At 36.9% G+C, this 15,319-nt stretch carries 13 protein-coding genes; 6 read left to right on the top strand and 7 right to left on the bottom strand.

The window, feature by feature from the left end; genetic code table 11:
* Nucleotides 1-74 precede the first annotated feature (74 nt).
* Nucleotides 75-3,914 carry an AraC family transcriptional regulator gene (locus RE431_RS14875; RefSeq protein WP_309562759.1) on the bottom strand — a complete coding sequence of 1,280 codons (3,840 nt, stop codon included), beginning with the start codon at nt 3,912-3,914 and terminating at the stop codon, nt 75-77.
* Between the two features lie 431 nt (nt 3,915-4,345).
* On the opposite strand from RE431_RS14875, the gene RE431_RS14870 reads away from it, so the two are divergent.
* The 5 genes from RE431_RS14870 to RE431_RS14850 all read left to right on the top strand — a co-directional run bounded on the left by RE431_RS14870 (nt 4,346) and on the right by RE431_RS14850 (nt 8,534).
* Nucleotides 4,346-4,924: a YceI family protein gene (locus RE431_RS14870; RefSeq protein ID WP_309562758.1), complete on the top strand. Its 579-nt coding sequence runs from the start codon at nt 4,346-4,348 to the stop codon at nt 4,922-4,924.
* A 25-nt stretch (nt 4,925-4,949) separates the two neighbouring features.
* The gene (locus tag RE431_RS14865; protein ID WP_309562757.1) at nt 4,950-6,221 is read left to right on the top strand and encodes a hypothetical protein; all 1,272 of its coding nucleotides are present in this window, start codon (nt 4,950-4,952) and stop codon (nt 6,219-6,221) included.
* Between the two features lie 80 nt (nt 6,222-6,301).
* Nucleotides 6,302-6,874, top strand: coding sequence for a YceI family protein (locus RE431_RS14860; protein WP_309562756.1), 573 nt, complete (start codon nt 6,302-6,304; stop codon nt 6,872-6,874).
* A gap of 17 nt (nt 6,875-6,891) precedes the next feature.
* A complete protein-coding gene (locus tag RE431_RS14855; protein ID WP_309562755.1) occupies nt 6,892-8,169 on the top strand; it encodes an acetyl-CoA hydrolase/transferase family protein in 1,278 nt (425 codons plus the stop codon).
* Between the two features lie 83 nt (nt 8,170-8,252).
* On the top strand, nt 8,253-8,534 hold the full coding sequence (locus RE431_RS14850; RefSeq protein ID WP_309562754.1) for a hypothetical protein: 282 nt from the start codon (nt 8,253-8,255) through the stop codon (nt 8,532-8,534).
* 200 nt (nt 8,535-8,734) lie between these two features.
* Here RE431_RS14850 and RE431_RS14845 read toward each other — a convergent pair whose 3' ends face one another.
* From RE431_RS14845 to RE431_RS14835, 3 genes are all read right to left on the bottom strand, one after another.
* On the bottom strand, nt 8,735-9,487 hold the full coding sequence (locus RE431_RS14845; RefSeq protein ID WP_309562753.1) for a universal stress protein: 753 nt from the start codon (nt 9,485-9,487) through the stop codon (nt 8,735-8,737).
* An 85-nt stretch (nt 9,488-9,572) separates the two neighbouring features.
* Complete coding sequence (locus RE431_RS14840; RefSeq protein WP_309562752.1) at nt 9,573-10,616, bottom strand: response regulator; 1,044 nt, start codon at nt 10,614-10,616, stop codon at nt 9,573-9,575.
* 22 nt (nt 10,617-10,638) lie between these two features.
* Nucleotides 10,639-11,889 carry a PAS domain-containing sensor histidine kinase gene (locus RE431_RS14835; protein WP_309562751.1) on the bottom strand — a complete coding sequence of 417 codons (1,251 nt, stop codon included), beginning with the start codon at nt 11,887-11,889 and terminating at the stop codon, nt 10,639-10,641.
* Between the two features lie 166 nt (nt 11,890-12,055).
* Between RE431_RS14835 and RE431_RS14830 the strand changes: the two genes are divergently transcribed.
* On the top strand, nt 12,056-12,889 hold the full coding sequence (locus RE431_RS14830; protein WP_309562750.1) for a universal stress protein: 834 nt from the start codon (nt 12,056-12,058) through the stop codon (nt 12,887-12,889).
* A 9-nt stretch (nt 12,890-12,898) separates the two neighbouring features.
* Here RE431_RS14830 and deoD read toward each other — a convergent pair whose 3' ends face one another.
* Genes deoD through RE431_RS14815 form a run of 3 tightly spaced genes read right to left on the bottom strand, consistent with a single transcriptional unit; the run spans nt 12,899 to nt 14,896 of the window.
* On the bottom strand, nt 12,899-13,597 hold the full coding sequence (gene deoD, locus RE431_RS14825) for a purine-nucleoside phosphorylase (RefSeq protein ID WP_309562749.1): 699 nt from the start codon (nt 13,595-13,597) through the stop codon (nt 12,899-12,901).
* A gap of 14 nt (nt 13,598-13,611) precedes the next feature.
* The gene (deoC, locus tag RE431_RS14820) at nt 13,612-14,250 is read right to left on the bottom strand and encodes a deoxyribose-phosphate aldolase (protein WP_309562748.1); all 639 of its coding nucleotides are present in this window, start codon (nt 14,248-14,250) and stop codon (nt 13,612-13,614) included.
* A gap of 19 nt (nt 14,251-14,269) precedes the next feature.
* Nucleotides 14,270-14,896 (bottom strand): DUF4403 family protein, encoded by a 627-nt coding sequence (locus tag RE431_RS14815; RefSeq protein ID WP_309562747.1) that lies wholly within the window; start codon nt 14,894-14,896, stop codon nt 14,270-14,272.
* Between the last annotated feature and the right edge of the window lie 423 nt (nt 14,897-15,319).

The following is a 15,319-nucleotide window of genomic DNA, read 5'->3' as shown; positions in this document are numbered from 1 at the left end:
ATCAAAGCTTATAAAATTAATTAGCCTGCCTCATCAAATGATGAAGACAGGCTAATTTTTGTTAGGGCATTTTACTAATTTGATCTATCCTCTACAGAATCTGTTAAGCTGTAGCCATAGAATTTTTTAAATGAACTATAAAATAATTTCGGACTGGAAAAGCCAGATTTATAGGCTACTTCCATTACATTCATATCCGTATGTTCCATAAGATCTCTTGCGTAATTCAACCTGGTAAATTCCATGAAATCCTGAGGTGAAAGGTTTACCAGACTCTTCAATTTCATAAACAGTGTGTTGCTGGTAATGCTCAGGGCGGCACTTAGATCATGCACAGAGAAATTTTCATTCCTGATATTTTGCACCACGATATCACTTAGGTTTGTGATGAATTTCGCATCGCTATCACTTCGGAATTTAACCTCAACAGCATCTACATGAGATTTTACATAAGAATTCCTGAGGTCGCGTTGCCAGGTAAGTATCTTAGTGACCTTGGATAAAAGCAGATTCACATCAATCGGTTTTCTAATCACCTCAACCATTTCTTCCATCTGATCTTTACCCAGCATTTGTTCTTCATCTGCAACAAGGAAAATATTAATATGGTTCAAACCTATATTCCTTTTCAGCATTTTTGATAACTGAAAGGCATTCATATCTGGCAGAACCGTAGCCGTAATAATGATATCGGGGAAGATCATCCCAGCCTTTTCTATTCCTTCTTCAGCATTTCCTGCCTGGTAGATCTGGCAATATTTCCCGATACTATTCACCAGAAGATTTCGTGTTTCAACATCATTCTCGATAATGAGGACCTTACTTTCACTTAAGTTGGTAATCTCTGCTGGAAACTCTGTTTTTGGGGCAGTCTTAGTCTTTTCTGCTTTGAAAATTGCCGCTGCTCTTTCCGGCACTTTTCTGTAATCCTCTTTTTTATTCTTTAGAACAGCCGTAAAAGTAGAACCTTCATCTTTTTCTGTCTCGTAGCTAAAACTACCTCCAGCTTTAGCGATTAGATCCTGGGCCTTTAGAATATATTTCAATCCGCTCTTATCCCTGAACTTCATATTTGGATTGATGGATTTTTTCTTCTCCATAACCTTGATATCATGTTCAGGAATACCTCTACCGTTATCGGTAATCTGGATTTTGAGATCGCCAATACTCGTCTGGATAAGGTTTACAAGAATTTTACCTTCTTTTAAGGAATAACCAGCACTTCCCGAAATAAGACTAAAAATGATCTTGTCCAGCATTTCAAGGTTATAAAAGAATTCAGAATCTCCCCACTGATCATTAATAATCATTTCAAGCTCCTTCATTTTGTAAACCGGCTCAATTTCCCTGATCACCTGCGGAAAGTGATTTTGCAGGTTGATCTTCGAGATCTCATAAACAGATTCCTGGTAATTGAAATTCAGGATCTGGTTAAACAACTCATCAAATCTTGCCGCATAACGCTGAAGATCTTCCGTATTACCTGCTTCTGCCGATGCCGAGATCTTACTTAAAGACTTTACAGCACTTTCTACTGGCTTTTTAAATTCCTTTTGAAGCTGATCACGAAGTTCTGCTTTCGCTAACTGATCTGCGTTCCTGGAACGTTTGATGAACACAAAAACAAAGATCGCAATGGTAGCCAGAATACTTATGCCCATAAATAGGTAAATACTACTTACTGTTCCTGCTACAGCTTCAACAGAAATATTTAAAGTTTCAGGTTTCGTCCAGGCCGCATCGCCGAGCCTGCCTCTAACCTTAAAAACATAATTACCCGGCGCAAGGTTAGAATAGCTAGCCGTATTCACCTGGGAAGGTTTGCTCCACTCCTCATCAAGACCTTCCATTTTCCAGGAATAAAGAATTGATTCAGGTGCTAAATGAGAGAATCCAGCGAACTCAATTCGGAAACCTTTTGTTTCATCAAGTTGAACCTGATCTTTCCCAGCCAGCAGAATATTCGATTTCTTTTCATCTTTATCTGAAGGAAGCAACATATTTTTCAATTCCAGCCTTGGTTTGAATTCCTGCTGTGCAAGCATAGTTTTCGGCTTGAATACATTGATTCCTTTTGTGCTTCCAATTGCCAGAGAACCATCCTTCATCATAGTAATATCAGAAGTAAGTTCATTGCTGGTAAGACCGTTTAATTCTGAAAATACCTTTACCGCTTTAGTTTCCTCATCATAATGCGCAAGACCTTTATCTGAAGCCAGCCAGATTCCATCTTTAAAAACTCCCTGAATAGAAACGATATTATCCGATGGTAATCCATTATCGCTGTTTAAAATTTCTATTTCTTTAGATTCAAAATCATACTTGATCAAGCCCATTCCCTCAGTTGCGAATAAGCCAAATCCTTCTTGAGTGATTTTCAAATCATTTATAGAATAATAAAGAAGCTCTTTATTTGCTGAAAGTGCCTCAAGATCTGTGATCCTTCCTGAGTCTGGATCTAAAGAATGAACTCTGGAACGAGTAGCGATAATGATCTTTTTCGGGCCTAATTCTGCGATCGCCTTTACCTCTTTTAAAGGATAATTCTTTATTTTATTATTCGGTTTGACCATGCTAATAAAACCATCTTCTCCACCGATCCAGATATTTTGCTTAGCGTCTACAAACAGTGTATTGGCATTCTGGACTTTAGTTTTGTATAATGCGTCTATCGAATAATGAGCTCGCAAAAGCGTATTGATATTGATTTTATAAACACCATCATCTGCCGTGGCAACCCAAACATGTTCACCAATAGAGGCTATATCGGTAATAGCATCAGGTTCATTTAAACTTCTCGTATAATTAAGGTTTTTAATATGCCTCCAGCGATCGGTTTCGGGATTCCAGATACTCAATCCTTTTCCTGTTCCAAACCATACATTTCCCCTGGAATCGGTTTGAGCTGCAGTCACAAAATTATCGGCAAGACTTGAATAGACTGCCGGATCATTTTTTAATTTGTCAATGGCATAACCAGAAAAGTTCTTAAGATATAAACCTTCCTTTGCAACCAGCCATAAAAGGTTCTGAGAATTAAAAGAAATCTGGTGGATGTTGTTAGGATATTCTTTTCCAGGCTCTTCAATTAACTTTAGGTCTTCACTAATTCTAAAGACACCTTTTCCATTTGTTGCCATGATCACTTCATCGTCAAACTTTTCGAGATCGGTGATTTCAAGGCTTGAAACTGAATACGGAAGTGAATAAACTTTTTGAACATTCCTGAACTGAGTATCGGTCATAAGCAAACCACCGGTTCTGGTACCAAAAATCACTTTATCATCCAAAGCAAGTGCGCTGGTAATATCCATGTTCTGGTAGTAGCCCATGTCCAGTTTATTGAATTTTCCTGAACGTCTGTCTATTGTTAAAATTCCATTAGGTCCGGCAAAAACTATTTTATTATTGAATAACACGATATCTGAGGCCATCGTATTTTCTGAAAGGAATCGGGAAATTCCAAAGTCTTCTTTATCAGAATCGATATTCAGCTTAAAAATACCGTTCTCTGCCGCTAGCCATAGTTGATTTCCTGGATCTTCGAGCATCCCATAAATCTTTCCGGTAATGCTGCTAACGAATACAAATTCATTTTTTTTCGAATCAAAAACTGCCAGCCCTCTGTTACCTGAAAGCCAGATCTTGTTCTCAGAATCGGTAAAAGTTTCGAGAAAAACCGAACCGATTTCTTTAGGCACTCCTCTAAATTTATTGTAGTCTTTTACTTCAATAGAATTATAGGCCATGACCTTGACGGGAGTTGTAATCCAGAGCATATCGCCCAGATCCTGCTGGATATGCACCTCTTCGGCTTTAATAAATGGCTCTACCGCCTTTACTCTTTTAACTGAATTTGAGTTCTGACCGATTAACGAACCGATAATTCCAATTATAAATAAAAAGGAATACAAAACTCTCAATTTAAAATGCCCCAAATCTCAAATTTTAGTTGATTGAATCAGGGATAATTTAGGAATTATCAGGATTACAAATCCCTGTTTTATAAAGTTTTAGAGTTGATTTATTAAGACGATATTAACAAAATGAAGAAAGAATTTTCATACAGTTTAAAATCTGGAAATAAAAAAGGCTAACCAACATACAAACGCATATTTAGTTAGCCTTCATGTTCATCGTTTTACCGATTAACAATACTTAAAGATACGAATCAAATAATGTGTATCCAATAGCTATTTGATAATTGACGAAAAATAAGGGTTTTCCCCTATATATATTTATTTAGCACAAACCACAGTTAGGAAAATACTCAAAACCTGATATTCGTCATTATTTAAGAAGTACTCCTACCCCAAATTTGTATTGATTTAAAAACGTAATCAATATGAAACCTTTTCACTCACTTAAAATGCTTGGCGCTTTACTTCTGTTAAGTCTAGGATTAAATGCTCAAAGTTTCCAGTTTGATAATAACTCTTCAAGCCTGATTGTGTACGGCACTTCCAATATCCATGACTGGATTATAGACGCTGCCAAAAGCAGCGGAACAATAACTCTGGCTACATCAGATCAAAAAATTACCGGTATAGAGAATCTTGAAATGGTAATTAGATCTGAAAGTTTAAAAAGTGGCAAGAGCGGTATGGATAAGAACACGTACAAGGCTTTAAAAACAGAACAATTCAAAACGATCACATATAAGCTCAAATCAGTTAAAAGCATTAATCAAAGCTCTAATGGTTCCTACCATGTAATGACTTCAGGAATTCTCGAGTTGGCGGGAGTCAAGAAAAACACCGATCTGAAATTTAACCTGGAGCTTCAAAACAACAAGGTCACAATAAATGGTGAACATGAATTGAAAATGACCGATTTCAATATAGAACCTCCAACTGCTGTATTCGGATCAATCAAAACCGGAGACGAGGTTAAAATAAAATTTAGAGCTCAATTCAATAAATAATACTTCAACCTTTAAAATTACCGATATGAAAACTTTTACTAAATATTTCAGTTTCGTGCTTATAGCACTCATGGCTACATCTGCAATCGCGCAAAGTAGCCGAGATCTCGATAATTACAGATCTCCAGATCAAAGAGGAATCAATCAATTTGAAGCACCAAAAGACAGCTTGTCTAATTTTGATGGTATTAAAGTGAGAATTGGAGGAGCTTCTACTATTCAGTTCCAGGGTCTTGATCACGAAAATTCAGGAAACGAGGCAACCCCGGTATTGGAAGAAATTGGAAAGAATTTTAATCTTGCAACTGCGAACCTAGATCTTGATGTGGCTCTTTACGATGGAGTTAGAATGCATTTAAGAACTTACCTGTCTTCTCAACATCACCCGGAAGCCTGGGTGAAAGGCGGCTATATCCAAATTGACAAGCTTGATTTTATAAGCGAAGGTTTTGCTGAAGATCTTATGAATAAGCTTCGTTTTAAAATCGGTCACATGGAGGTGAATTACGGTGATGCACATTTTAGAAGAACAGATAATGCCATGGCGCTTTACAATCCATTCGTTGGAAATTACCTTATGGATAGTTTTACTACTGAAGTTGGTGCCGAAGTTTATTATTTCAATGAAGGCTGGCTAGGAATGCTGGGTATGACCAACGGAAAGCTAAACCAGTCTGTAGAAAATCCTGATTCTACCAGTCCTTCTTTCGTGGCTAAATTTGGTTACGATGATTACGTAAGTGAAGACCTGAGATTAAGATTAACAGGTTCTGTTTACCATACCGCACAAACCGCCAGCGCCTATTTATATAGCGGCGACCGTTCCGGTAGCAGATATTATACCATATTCACCGATGTTGACGGTAATGGAGACGGTTTTAGAGCCGGACGTATCAATCCCGGACTTAGAAACGAATTAACTTCGATAATGATCAACCCTTTCCTTAAATACGGCGGATTGGAATTCTTCGGGATCTACGAAAGAGCAAAGGGAAAAGCCTCATCTGAAGCTAGTGAAAGAACCTGGAATCATTATGCCGGCGAGTTGATATACAGGTTTGGTGAAGAAGAAGATCTTTACCTGGGAGGACGTTACAGCCTTGCCGAAGGTGAACTTCAAAGTGGTGATGATGTAGACATTAACAGATTCCAATTAGGGGCCGGATGGTTTATGACAAAAAACATCCTGATGAAACTGGAATATGTAAATCAGAAATACAACGATTATCCTGTTACCGATATTCATAACGATGGAAAATTCAACGGGTTTATGGTTGAAGCTGCAATTAGTTTCTAGAGTTTGAATTATGCTTTCGGGTAGAACTTCTGCAATGAAGTTCTACCCGAATTTTTACCTGGCAAATTGAAAACTAAATCATGAAAGGTCTACTTACATATTATTTAATACTCTTCTTCTCGATAGTACTAACAGCACAGAAAGATCTTGAAAAGGAAACCATTTATATCCTTCCTGAAAGTGAATTGGTCATCGCAGGCAGCACCAACGTAAATAATTTTGAATGCAAATTCAATATTCAATTGATCTGTGAGCCGAAGAATTTTAGTTACTCGCTGGAAGAGGAAAATATCATTTTCAGAAACCTGGATCTTAAGTTGCTTACTGAAGGTTTTGATTGCGGTAATAAACGAATGAATGCCGATTTTCAGGATCTCTTGATGAATGAAAACCATCCCATGATCATTATTCAGGTGAAACGGGTTGAATTAATCTCATCTGAATATGCTAAGGCTTTTATAAAAGTAACCTTAGCTGGTAAGAATAAAAATTATGAATTGCCAGTTCATTTGAACGAGGAACATTTTATGGGAAAATTCAAAATCAATATTCGGGATTTCGGATTGGAGCCACCTACCAAAGCTCTTGGACTAATAGAAGTTGATGAAATGATCGAAGTTCAGTTCAATTTAAAAGTCAGGGAGCTATTATAAATATCAACATAAAAACTATGAAAAACTTAAAAATCGTATCGGCACAGGAAGCGGTAAAAGAGGTAAAATCTAATCAGCGCGTATTTATTCAGGGTGCTGCGATGACTCCCAATATCCTAATTGACGCACTTTGTGAAAGATATACAGAACTTAAAAATGTTGAGATCATCCAGATTCATACCGAAGGGAAAGCGCTGTATACAGAGGCTCCTTATCATGATGCCTTTAAGACCAACAGTTGTTTTGTAGGTGGTAATGTTCGAAAAGCTGTGAATTCCAATTTCGGAGCTTATATCCCGATATTTCTCAGTGATATCCATATACTTTTCAGAAGAAATATTCTGCCTTTGGATGTTGCCTTTTTTCAGGTTTCACCACCAGATAAACATGGATACTGTTCTCTAGGAGTTTCCGTAGATATAACCTTACCGGCAATTCAAAATGCTAAAAAAGTGATCGCCCAGATCAATCCTAATGTTCCCAGAACTCATGGTGATGGTATTATTCACATAAATCAGCTGGATGCTGCTATAGAAGTAAATCAGCCAATTCACGCTGCTCATTTAACTGAACCAACCGAAATTGAAAAACAAATAGGTAAAAATGTAGCCAATCTTGTAGAGGATGGAGCTACGCTTCAAATGGGAATAGGTGGAATTCCCAATGTGGTTCTCAACAACCTCATCCATCATAAACGCCTTGGTATCCACACAGAAATGTTTTCAGACGGAATTCTTCCACTTATTGAAAAAGGAGTGATCACCGGTGAAGAAAAAGAGATAAAAACAGGAAAACTGGTAACATGTTTTGCGGTAGGCTCACCAAAATTGTACGACTTTGTAGATGATAATCCATTGGTGCATTTCAAGGAAGCTGGTTATACGAACGATACGGCGATCATACGAAAGAACCCAAAAGTGACCGCAATTAATTCTGCTATTGAAATTGACCTCACGGGACAGGTTTGCGCCGATACCATTGGTAAAATTCAATATTCCGGAGTTGGTGGCCAGATGGATTTTATTCGAGGCGCTGCTTTATCTGAAGGTGGAAAAGCCATTATCGCTCTTCCTTCAGTAACCAAAAATGGGATTTCAAAGATAGTTCCTTATTTAAAGGAAGGTGCGGGCGTAACCACCACCAGGGCTCACGTGCATTATATCGCTACAGAATACGGTGTGGTTGATCTATTCGGAAAAAACCTCAAGCAAAGAGCAGAAGCTTTGATCTCTATTGCTCATCCAGATCATCAGGAAGAATTAACCAGAATGGCTTACGAACGATTAAATAATTAGAATTCACTGAAAGCATGATTTTCGTCATATTTTAAGTTTAGTGCTGGTGCTATTTTTATCCTGTAATTCAAACACTAGAAATCATGACTTTTTATCAAAAACAACTTTCGGAATTTACCCAGGATTTTTATGCAGGAGCAACCACAGGGATCATTTTATCCACCTGTATAGGATCAATAGCCGCCATGCTAATTTTAATGAATGGTCACGGATTAGGAGAAATGCTGCAACTAGGTTTGATCGTGGTTGTTTGCATGTGGTACAACGCATCTGTTCTAGCGCAATTAAAACCCAGATTTGTATTCAACTCACTAATAATAAGCCTTATTGTTAGCATCAGCTTTATTCTTATAAATATCCTTTGATGATAGTTCTGAATATTAGAAACAGGTTTTTTCTAACAGTTCCTTTATACAGCACTCCTATATACGAGATTGCTTTTCTCTTCAAAAGATCGATTATATCCATGTAATATCCATCTCCTAAAAGATCTTTGGAAAAGCAATCTCTCCTCTTTAAAAATTGTCTTTATTTATTTTAATCTTCAGAAACTTTCGGAATCTGATTATCCGTGGTAGACGTAAATTGGAATGTATACTGGCATTTTGGCCGACAGGCCATATTCAGAGTGCAGAAGTCGGTCACAAAGACTCAGATTTTTACCAATAATGAAAATAAAATCGTACTGTTGCTGGATTTCCAGGAATAATTCGGAAGTAAAGGCGACAGATAAATTATCATCTGCAGAAAGTTTTACAGCAGAATGATTATTGATTTCCAGCAAAGTAAATTTTAGAGACTTAAAGTACTCTATCTGTTCCAGAATATTACTTTCGAAATTAGCAGGCAGAATACTATTATCAACAGGAAATGCAGCCGTTTTAGGTTTTTTGAATTCACATCCACTGGGGATTGCAAAAATGTTGCATTTGATCTTTCTCACCAATTCGTACGCATGATCACCAAAAATAGGATGTGAATGGTCCTGCTGGCTTAGCGTGCCAATGAAAATGAGTTCTATTTTATGCTCTTCCAGTGACCTTCTAACTGCATTGATAAGGTTTTCCGAAGAAAACATGGTCTTAAACCGATGCTGTGAATTTGATGATAATACCTTTAACTCCTGGATTTTGGATTGCAAATCCTGCAGTGTGTTTTCCACTTTTTCACCCAGGACTTTCCCTTTGGTTTTCTCAAAATTGAATTCATGAATATTCATCAAATAGAAATTCACCTTAGAATTCTGTAAGAACTCAATGGCGTATTTCATCGCATTATCTGATGTATTTGAAAAATCGGTTAGAAGAAGGACATTCATCTTATTCACTTATAAAAGCGAAATTAGGGGAAGTAAGAATCCAAAAAAATGATGAATATCAGTATCTGAGAACTTAAGGGATTAATTATCTCACTTCTTTTAACGCCTCAGAATCCAGAAGTTTTATATTTCTACCTTCGATCTCTATTAGTCCTTCTTTTTTAAATTCAGATAGTGTTCTTATAAGACTTTCAGGAGCCATTCCTGCTACACCGGCAAGGTCTGCTCTGGAAATTCGAATACTCTTTAATGGGTGTTTTGTAATTCGTTCAGCAAAAAGCAAAATAGTACTGGCAGCCTTTTTCCGAACCGAACCATAGGCCATATCCATTAATTGGTTTTTAAGTTCAGACATATTATTGCTGAGGTCTTCAACCAGTTGCATGGTGATCTTCGGATTCTCTGCCAGCATCTTTTGAAATTCATCTCTAGAAATTGCATAGACCTGGGATTCTTCCATGGCTGTGGCATAATCTTCATAAGACGAACTGGAATTGACAGCATGATTTCCAAAAAAATCATCTTCCTTATATAATTCAGTGATCAGCTCCTTACCTTGATTATCTGCCCGGTATACTTTTATCACTCCGCGTTTTACCAGGTAGAAAAAATTAGAATGTTTCCCTTTTTCGTAGACATTCTCACCTTTTTTAAAATGCAGTAATTCGTTTTCAGCGAAGATCCTTTTCAGGTCTTCAATATCTCTTAATTTATCAGAAGACGCTGCATCGTTATTCTCCTTTTTATTTGAATTTAGAATGGCGACTTTAGCTAGCCTGCTTTCAATCGCACTCAGTAGCTCCACTTCTTCAAATGGTTTTGTGAGATAATCATCTGCACCAAGATCCATTCCTTTGCGAATATCTTTATGTTCTGTTCTGGCTGATAGAAAAATAAAGGGAATACCAGCTGTCTCAGCATTCTGACCCAAAGCTGCCAGCACTCCGTAACCATCAATTTCAGGCATCATGATATCGCAAACGATAATATCTGGACCTTCCTGTTTAGCTTTTTCAATTCCTACTTTCCCGTTGGGCGCCGTAATGACGTCATAATTGGAAAGCTCCAGTAATTCTGCCGTATTTTCCCTTACCGTAATATCATCTTCAATTAATAACAGTTTTTTCATAACTATATCCTGATTCTGATTTTTAAGATTTATCCATTGGCACCTGAACTTTGAAGGTAGTTCCAACATTTTCCTGACTCTCAAATTCAATTGATCCGCCCAAATTCGAAATATGAGATTTCGCGATATTCAAACCAATTCCAGTTCCCTGGTCCAGCAAGGCATTTTCAGCTCTAAAGTATCTTTCAAAGATATGTTTCTGGTCTTTTTGCGGAATTCCGCGGCCTTCATCTTTAATTTCAAAGAGGATGTCATCTCCTTCAAAATTAATATTGAACCAGATACTTGTGTTTTCTGAAGAATATTTGATGGCATTCCCGAGCAGGTTTGAAACGATGAGTTCCAGGATCTTCTCATCCTGGTAAAGCTCTACATCTTCAATTTCTTTCGGGTAAATTATTTCCTGACCTTCTTTTAGAGTGATATTGGCATTATAGATCACTTCATTTATGAACCTCCTAAGACCGAATTTTGAAAATTTATACTGCCCTCTTCCACTGTCCAGACGTTCAATGGAAAGAAAATCATTGAGAATATTATTCAGGTAGTGTACTTTATTTCGAATGGTAACCAGGTGTTTCTCTCGTTTTTCTTGTTGTTCTTCAGTAGTATACTTTTCAGTTAAAGTAGCTGAGGTAAGAATTCCACTAAGCGGTGTTTTAAATTCGTGAGAAACCAGGGAAAGAAATTTTGTCTTTAATTCATTGAGTTCCTTTTCCTTTTGCAGGGCAGTTTTGATTCGCTTTTCTGCCAGTTTTCTCTTTTTTATTTCATCTTCAAGATCCAGGTTCAGATCTTTCAATTCCTGCACAGTTTCCCTTAACTCCCTTGTTCTTTGCCTAATTTTATCTTCAAGTTCATTGTTAAGTTCCTGGATCTGTCGCTGGGTTTCCTTTCTAACGCTGATATCTATAACCAGGGACATTACAAATTTTTCACCGTTCATCATGAAGGGATTCAAACCGGCTTCTACTGGAAATAAACTGCCATCCTTTTTAACACCATAAAGATCACGACCATGCCCCATCTGCCTTTTTTCGGCATCTTTCAGAAATTTATTGAAATGTCCATGATGCCTATGATGATAATCTTTAGGAATTAGAACATCCAGATGCTGACCGATAAGTTCGCCATGCTCATAGCCAAATATTTCATCGGCCGCCTTATTAGCCGCAGTAACATTCTGATTGGCATCTACTATAATAATTCCTTCGGAAGCCGCCTGGAAAAGCGTATCGAAAACATCTTCCTTGTTTTTGAAAAATTCGCGCAAATCTGGATTTTTAATTTCGTATTTTAAAGGTAAAATCTTTTTTAGAATTATCCCTGAACAATCCCTGATCGATAGCCTCTTCCTATGATTAATTGCCTGAATACTGATTTTCATCATGTTTTTTGGGCGAGTTTGTAATTAGATTTGAATATAAAACAGTTGAAAGATGAAAACTATCCTTGTACCAGTCGATTTTTCAGAACATTCTGAATATGCCCTTGAAGTAGCTGCAAGTATTGCGAAATCGCAAAATGCAGAAATTGTAGTTTTACATATGATGGGTATTCCCGATTCGTTTCTTACCAACGATGAAAAACAAGAAGTTTTTAATGCCCTTTATTTTATGAAGCTCACCAAAAAAAGATTTGACAAGCTTCTGGATAAAGATTATTTGAAAGATCTTGAGGTAAGCGAGGCAGTGAAAACGAACAAGGTTTTTTCTGAGATCAATGAAGTAGCTAAAGAATATGATGCCGATTTAATTGTAATGGGCTCACACGGCAGCTCTGGAATTAAAGAGGCGTTTATTGGCTCAAACACCGAAAAGGTGGTTAGAACCTCTGAGGTACCCGTTCTGGTGATCAAAGACCGCATCTCTAAGTTCGAATTGAAAAAAGCCATCTTTGTTACAGATTTTCAACTGGAGACTCTTGATTCCTTTTTACATTCGCGTAAGTTTTTCAGGATCTTCGGAATCGAGCCAAAAATATTATTCATTAATATTCCTGAGAAATTCATGAATACCCGGGAAATGAAAACAAGAGCTTCAAACTTTCTTATCGATGCCAGTATGGATCATAAAGGATTGGATGAGGCGATCACTTTTTACGATGATTATACGGTTGAAAGAGGTGTTTTCAATTATTGCAAGGAAAATAACATTGACATAATCGCCATGCCAACCCACGGAAGAAAAGGTATCGGCCATTTCTTTATGGGAAGTATCGGCGAGGATATCGCTAATCATTCAGCAATTCCCGTGGTTACTTTTAAGATCTGATCTAAAATATTAGAAGCACTCTAGTGCCAGCTCGATCATTTCGCCCATTTTTGTTTCTCGTTTTTCCGTAGAAAGCTCTTCCTTTGTGATCAAAGAGTCAGAAATGGTTAAAATAGAAAGTGCATTAACTCCAAATTTCGCTGCAATTGTATATAAGGCCGAAGTTTCCATTTCTACGCACAGAACACCATACTTCGCCCACTTTTTATATGTATCAGGATCATCTTCATAAAATGTATCTGATGAAAGGATATTCCCGGCCTTAAAGTTGACATCATTATTTCTGGCATGATCAACAGCTTTCATGAATAGTTCAAAATTTGCCGTTGGAGCAAAATCATCCATTTGAAAATGATCTTTATTAATGGTAGAATTGGTAGATGCCGACATGGCGATCACAATATCCATCAACTCAATTTCCTTTTGATATGAACCGGCACTACCAACCCTTATTAAATTTTTTACCTCGTATTCTCTAATAAGTTCATTGATATAGATCATTGCCGATGGAATTCCCATTCCCGTCGCCTGAACGGAAACTGGTTTCCCTTTATAACTCCCGGTATAACCAAACATTCCGCGAACCTCACTATAACAAAATGAATTTTCAAGGTAAGTTTCTGCTATCCATTTCGCTCTGAGCGGATCACCAGGAAGCAATACATTTTCTGCAATTTCTCCCTTTTTAGCTTTAATATGTAAACTCATTATCTAAACGATATTTAAGAAACGATCTCGATTCCTGATGAAGTTCCAATCCTATCAACTCCAAGTGCAATATATTCCTCTGCCGTTTTCCTGTCTCTAATACCGCCCGAAGCTTTTATTTTCAGCTTATCCCCTACGACTTTCTTCATGATTCTGATATCTTCAAGGCTTGCTCCCCGTTCTCCAAAGCCCGTGGAAGTCTTCACGAAATCTGCCTTGGCTTTCATGGCAAGTTCACTAGCCTTTTCAATTTCAGTTTCACTAAGATAACCAGTTTCAATAATAACTTTCAGGATCTTATCGCCTATTGCTTTTTTGATTTCTAAAATTTCCTTCTGAACCTCATCAAATTTCCCATCCTCAAGAAAACCGATATTAATGACCATATCAATTTCATCTGCGCCATCATTTATGCAGTTTTCAGCTTCACAAACTTTGGATGCCGAAGATGACGCACCCAAAGGAAAGCCTATCGTTGCTGCGATCTTAACTTCTGAATCTTCTAAATGATCTTTTGCCAGTTTCACATAACTAGAGTTTACACAAACAGCGTAAAAAGAATATTCTAAAGCTTCATCACATAATTTTTTTATATCCTCTGAGATTGCTGTTGGTTTCAGGTACGTATGGTCAATGTATTTATTCAATTGCATTTCTGGTTGGCTACAATTATTACAGTTTAATTTTTTCTATCTCCACTACTCCCTGTGCTTTCATGTTCATGGAGATCCACAGATCTGATTCGCCTGCATGAAATTTAGAAACTTCCAGGCCTTCCAGTGAACCAATAAGATGAATACCTTCCTTGGCTTCCAGTTTATTTTCCAGTTTTTCGTTCAGGGAATCCATTTGTTCCTCGATATGTGGCATAAAGTTGAAATTCATCTTTTCCTTCAATTTAGAATACATCCACTTGTTCACCACTGTTTCCAGAAGTTGATTTGCGATCCAGTTTTTGGTTTTTCCGTCTACTTCATAATCCTTTAAACTGATCTTCTGTAATTCTCTATCAAGTTCCAGGGAAGCATGAAAAAGTAACTTTATCTGTTTATTTTTAAATAGGCTGGTCAATGTTTGTAGAGTGATGTGCAAGCAAAGATCAAACTCCTCTAATTCACTTTGCTCCATGCTAATATCAAGGATCTGGGCATAATTAGATTTCTTGCCGTTTTCATCTTCTTTACTAATGATTTCGCCTACCAGTTTTTCCTTTAAATAGGTATTCAGCACCGGATAACCTATTTTAATAGGTATGGTAATATCAATATTCGCATCAGTAATTTTTGCCTGTTCATTCATTTTCTTTCTCGTCTTTTTTGGATAGCTATTTAGTAAGGTAAATAAAAGATTCACATTAGTAGAACACTAATAGCATTTTAATAGATAATTATAATTTGAAAGTAAATTAAACAGGATGATCCGGAGAATGAGGAATATCGATCTGATCTATTAAGCCCTATGTAATTAAGAAATATTGAATAGGATTAAACACATAAAAAACACCCAATAATGGGTGCTTTTTTCCTTAAAAAAACTTAGATCTTATTCTTAAATCTAAAAGAAAAAGGGGCCGATTTCCCTACAATACCGATCCCCTTTTAATTTTTAACTAAATTCAATAACAAATATATTTTTTAAGCTTTGTATTGATTGACTCTATAAATTTAATTGTTATCACTATGCATCAAATCAAAACTTTAACAGACTGATAATCTGATATTT

Origin of the sequence: Christiangramia sediminicola (genome assembly GCF_031344135.1) — a bacterium.
Taxonomy (GTDB): Bacteria; Bacteroidota; Bacteroidia; order Flavobacteriales; family Flavobacteriaceae; genus Christiangramia; species Christiangramia sediminicola.
The sequence above is the reverse complement of the archived record's forward strand: the minus strand, read 5'-3'. Positions and strand labels throughout refer to the sequence as shown.

Excerpts from the sequence above, each read along its gene's own strand:
- RE431_RS14870 (WP_309562758.1), top strand. The coding sequence starts at position 4,346 with ATGAAACCTTTTCACTCACTTAAAATGCTTGGCGCTTTACTTCTGTTA.
- RE431_RS14865 (WP_309562757.1), top strand. The coding sequence starts at position 4,950 with ATGAAAACTTTTACTAAATATTTCAGTTTCGTGCTTATAGCACTCATG.
- RE431_RS14860 (WP_309562756.1), top strand. The coding sequence starts at position 6,302 with ATGAAAGGTCTACTTACATATTATTTAATACTCTTCTTCTCGATAGTA.
- RE431_RS14855 (WP_309562755.1), top strand. The coding sequence starts at position 6,892 with ATGAAAAACTTAAAAATCGTATCGGCACAGGAAGCGGTAAAAGAGGTA.
- RE431_RS14850 (WP_309562754.1), top strand. The coding sequence starts at position 8,253 with ATGACTTTTTATCAAAAACAACTTTCGGAATTTACCCAGGATTTTTAT.
- RE431_RS14845 (WP_309562753.1), bottom strand. The coding sequence starts at position 9,487 with ATGAATGTCCTTCTTCTAACCGATTTTTCAAATACATCAGATAATGCG.
- RE431_RS14840 (WP_309562752.1), bottom strand. The coding sequence starts at position 10,616 with ATGAAAAAACTGTTATTAATTGAAGATGATATTACGGTAAGGGAAAAT.
- RE431_RS14830 (WP_309562750.1), top strand. The coding sequence starts at position 12,056 with ATGAAAACTATCCTTGTACCAGTCGATTTTTCAGAACATTCTGAATAT.
- deoD (WP_309562749.1), bottom strand. The coding sequence starts at position 13,597 with ATGAGTTTACATATTAAAGCTAAAAAGGGAGAAATTGCAGAAAATGTA.
- deoC (WP_309562748.1), bottom strand. The coding sequence starts at position 14,250 with ATGCAATTGAATAAATACATTGACCATACGTACCTGAAACCAACAGCA.
- RE431_RS14815 (WP_309562747.1), bottom strand. The coding sequence starts at position 14,896 with ATGAATGAACAGGCAAAAATTACTGATGCGAATATTGATATTACCATA.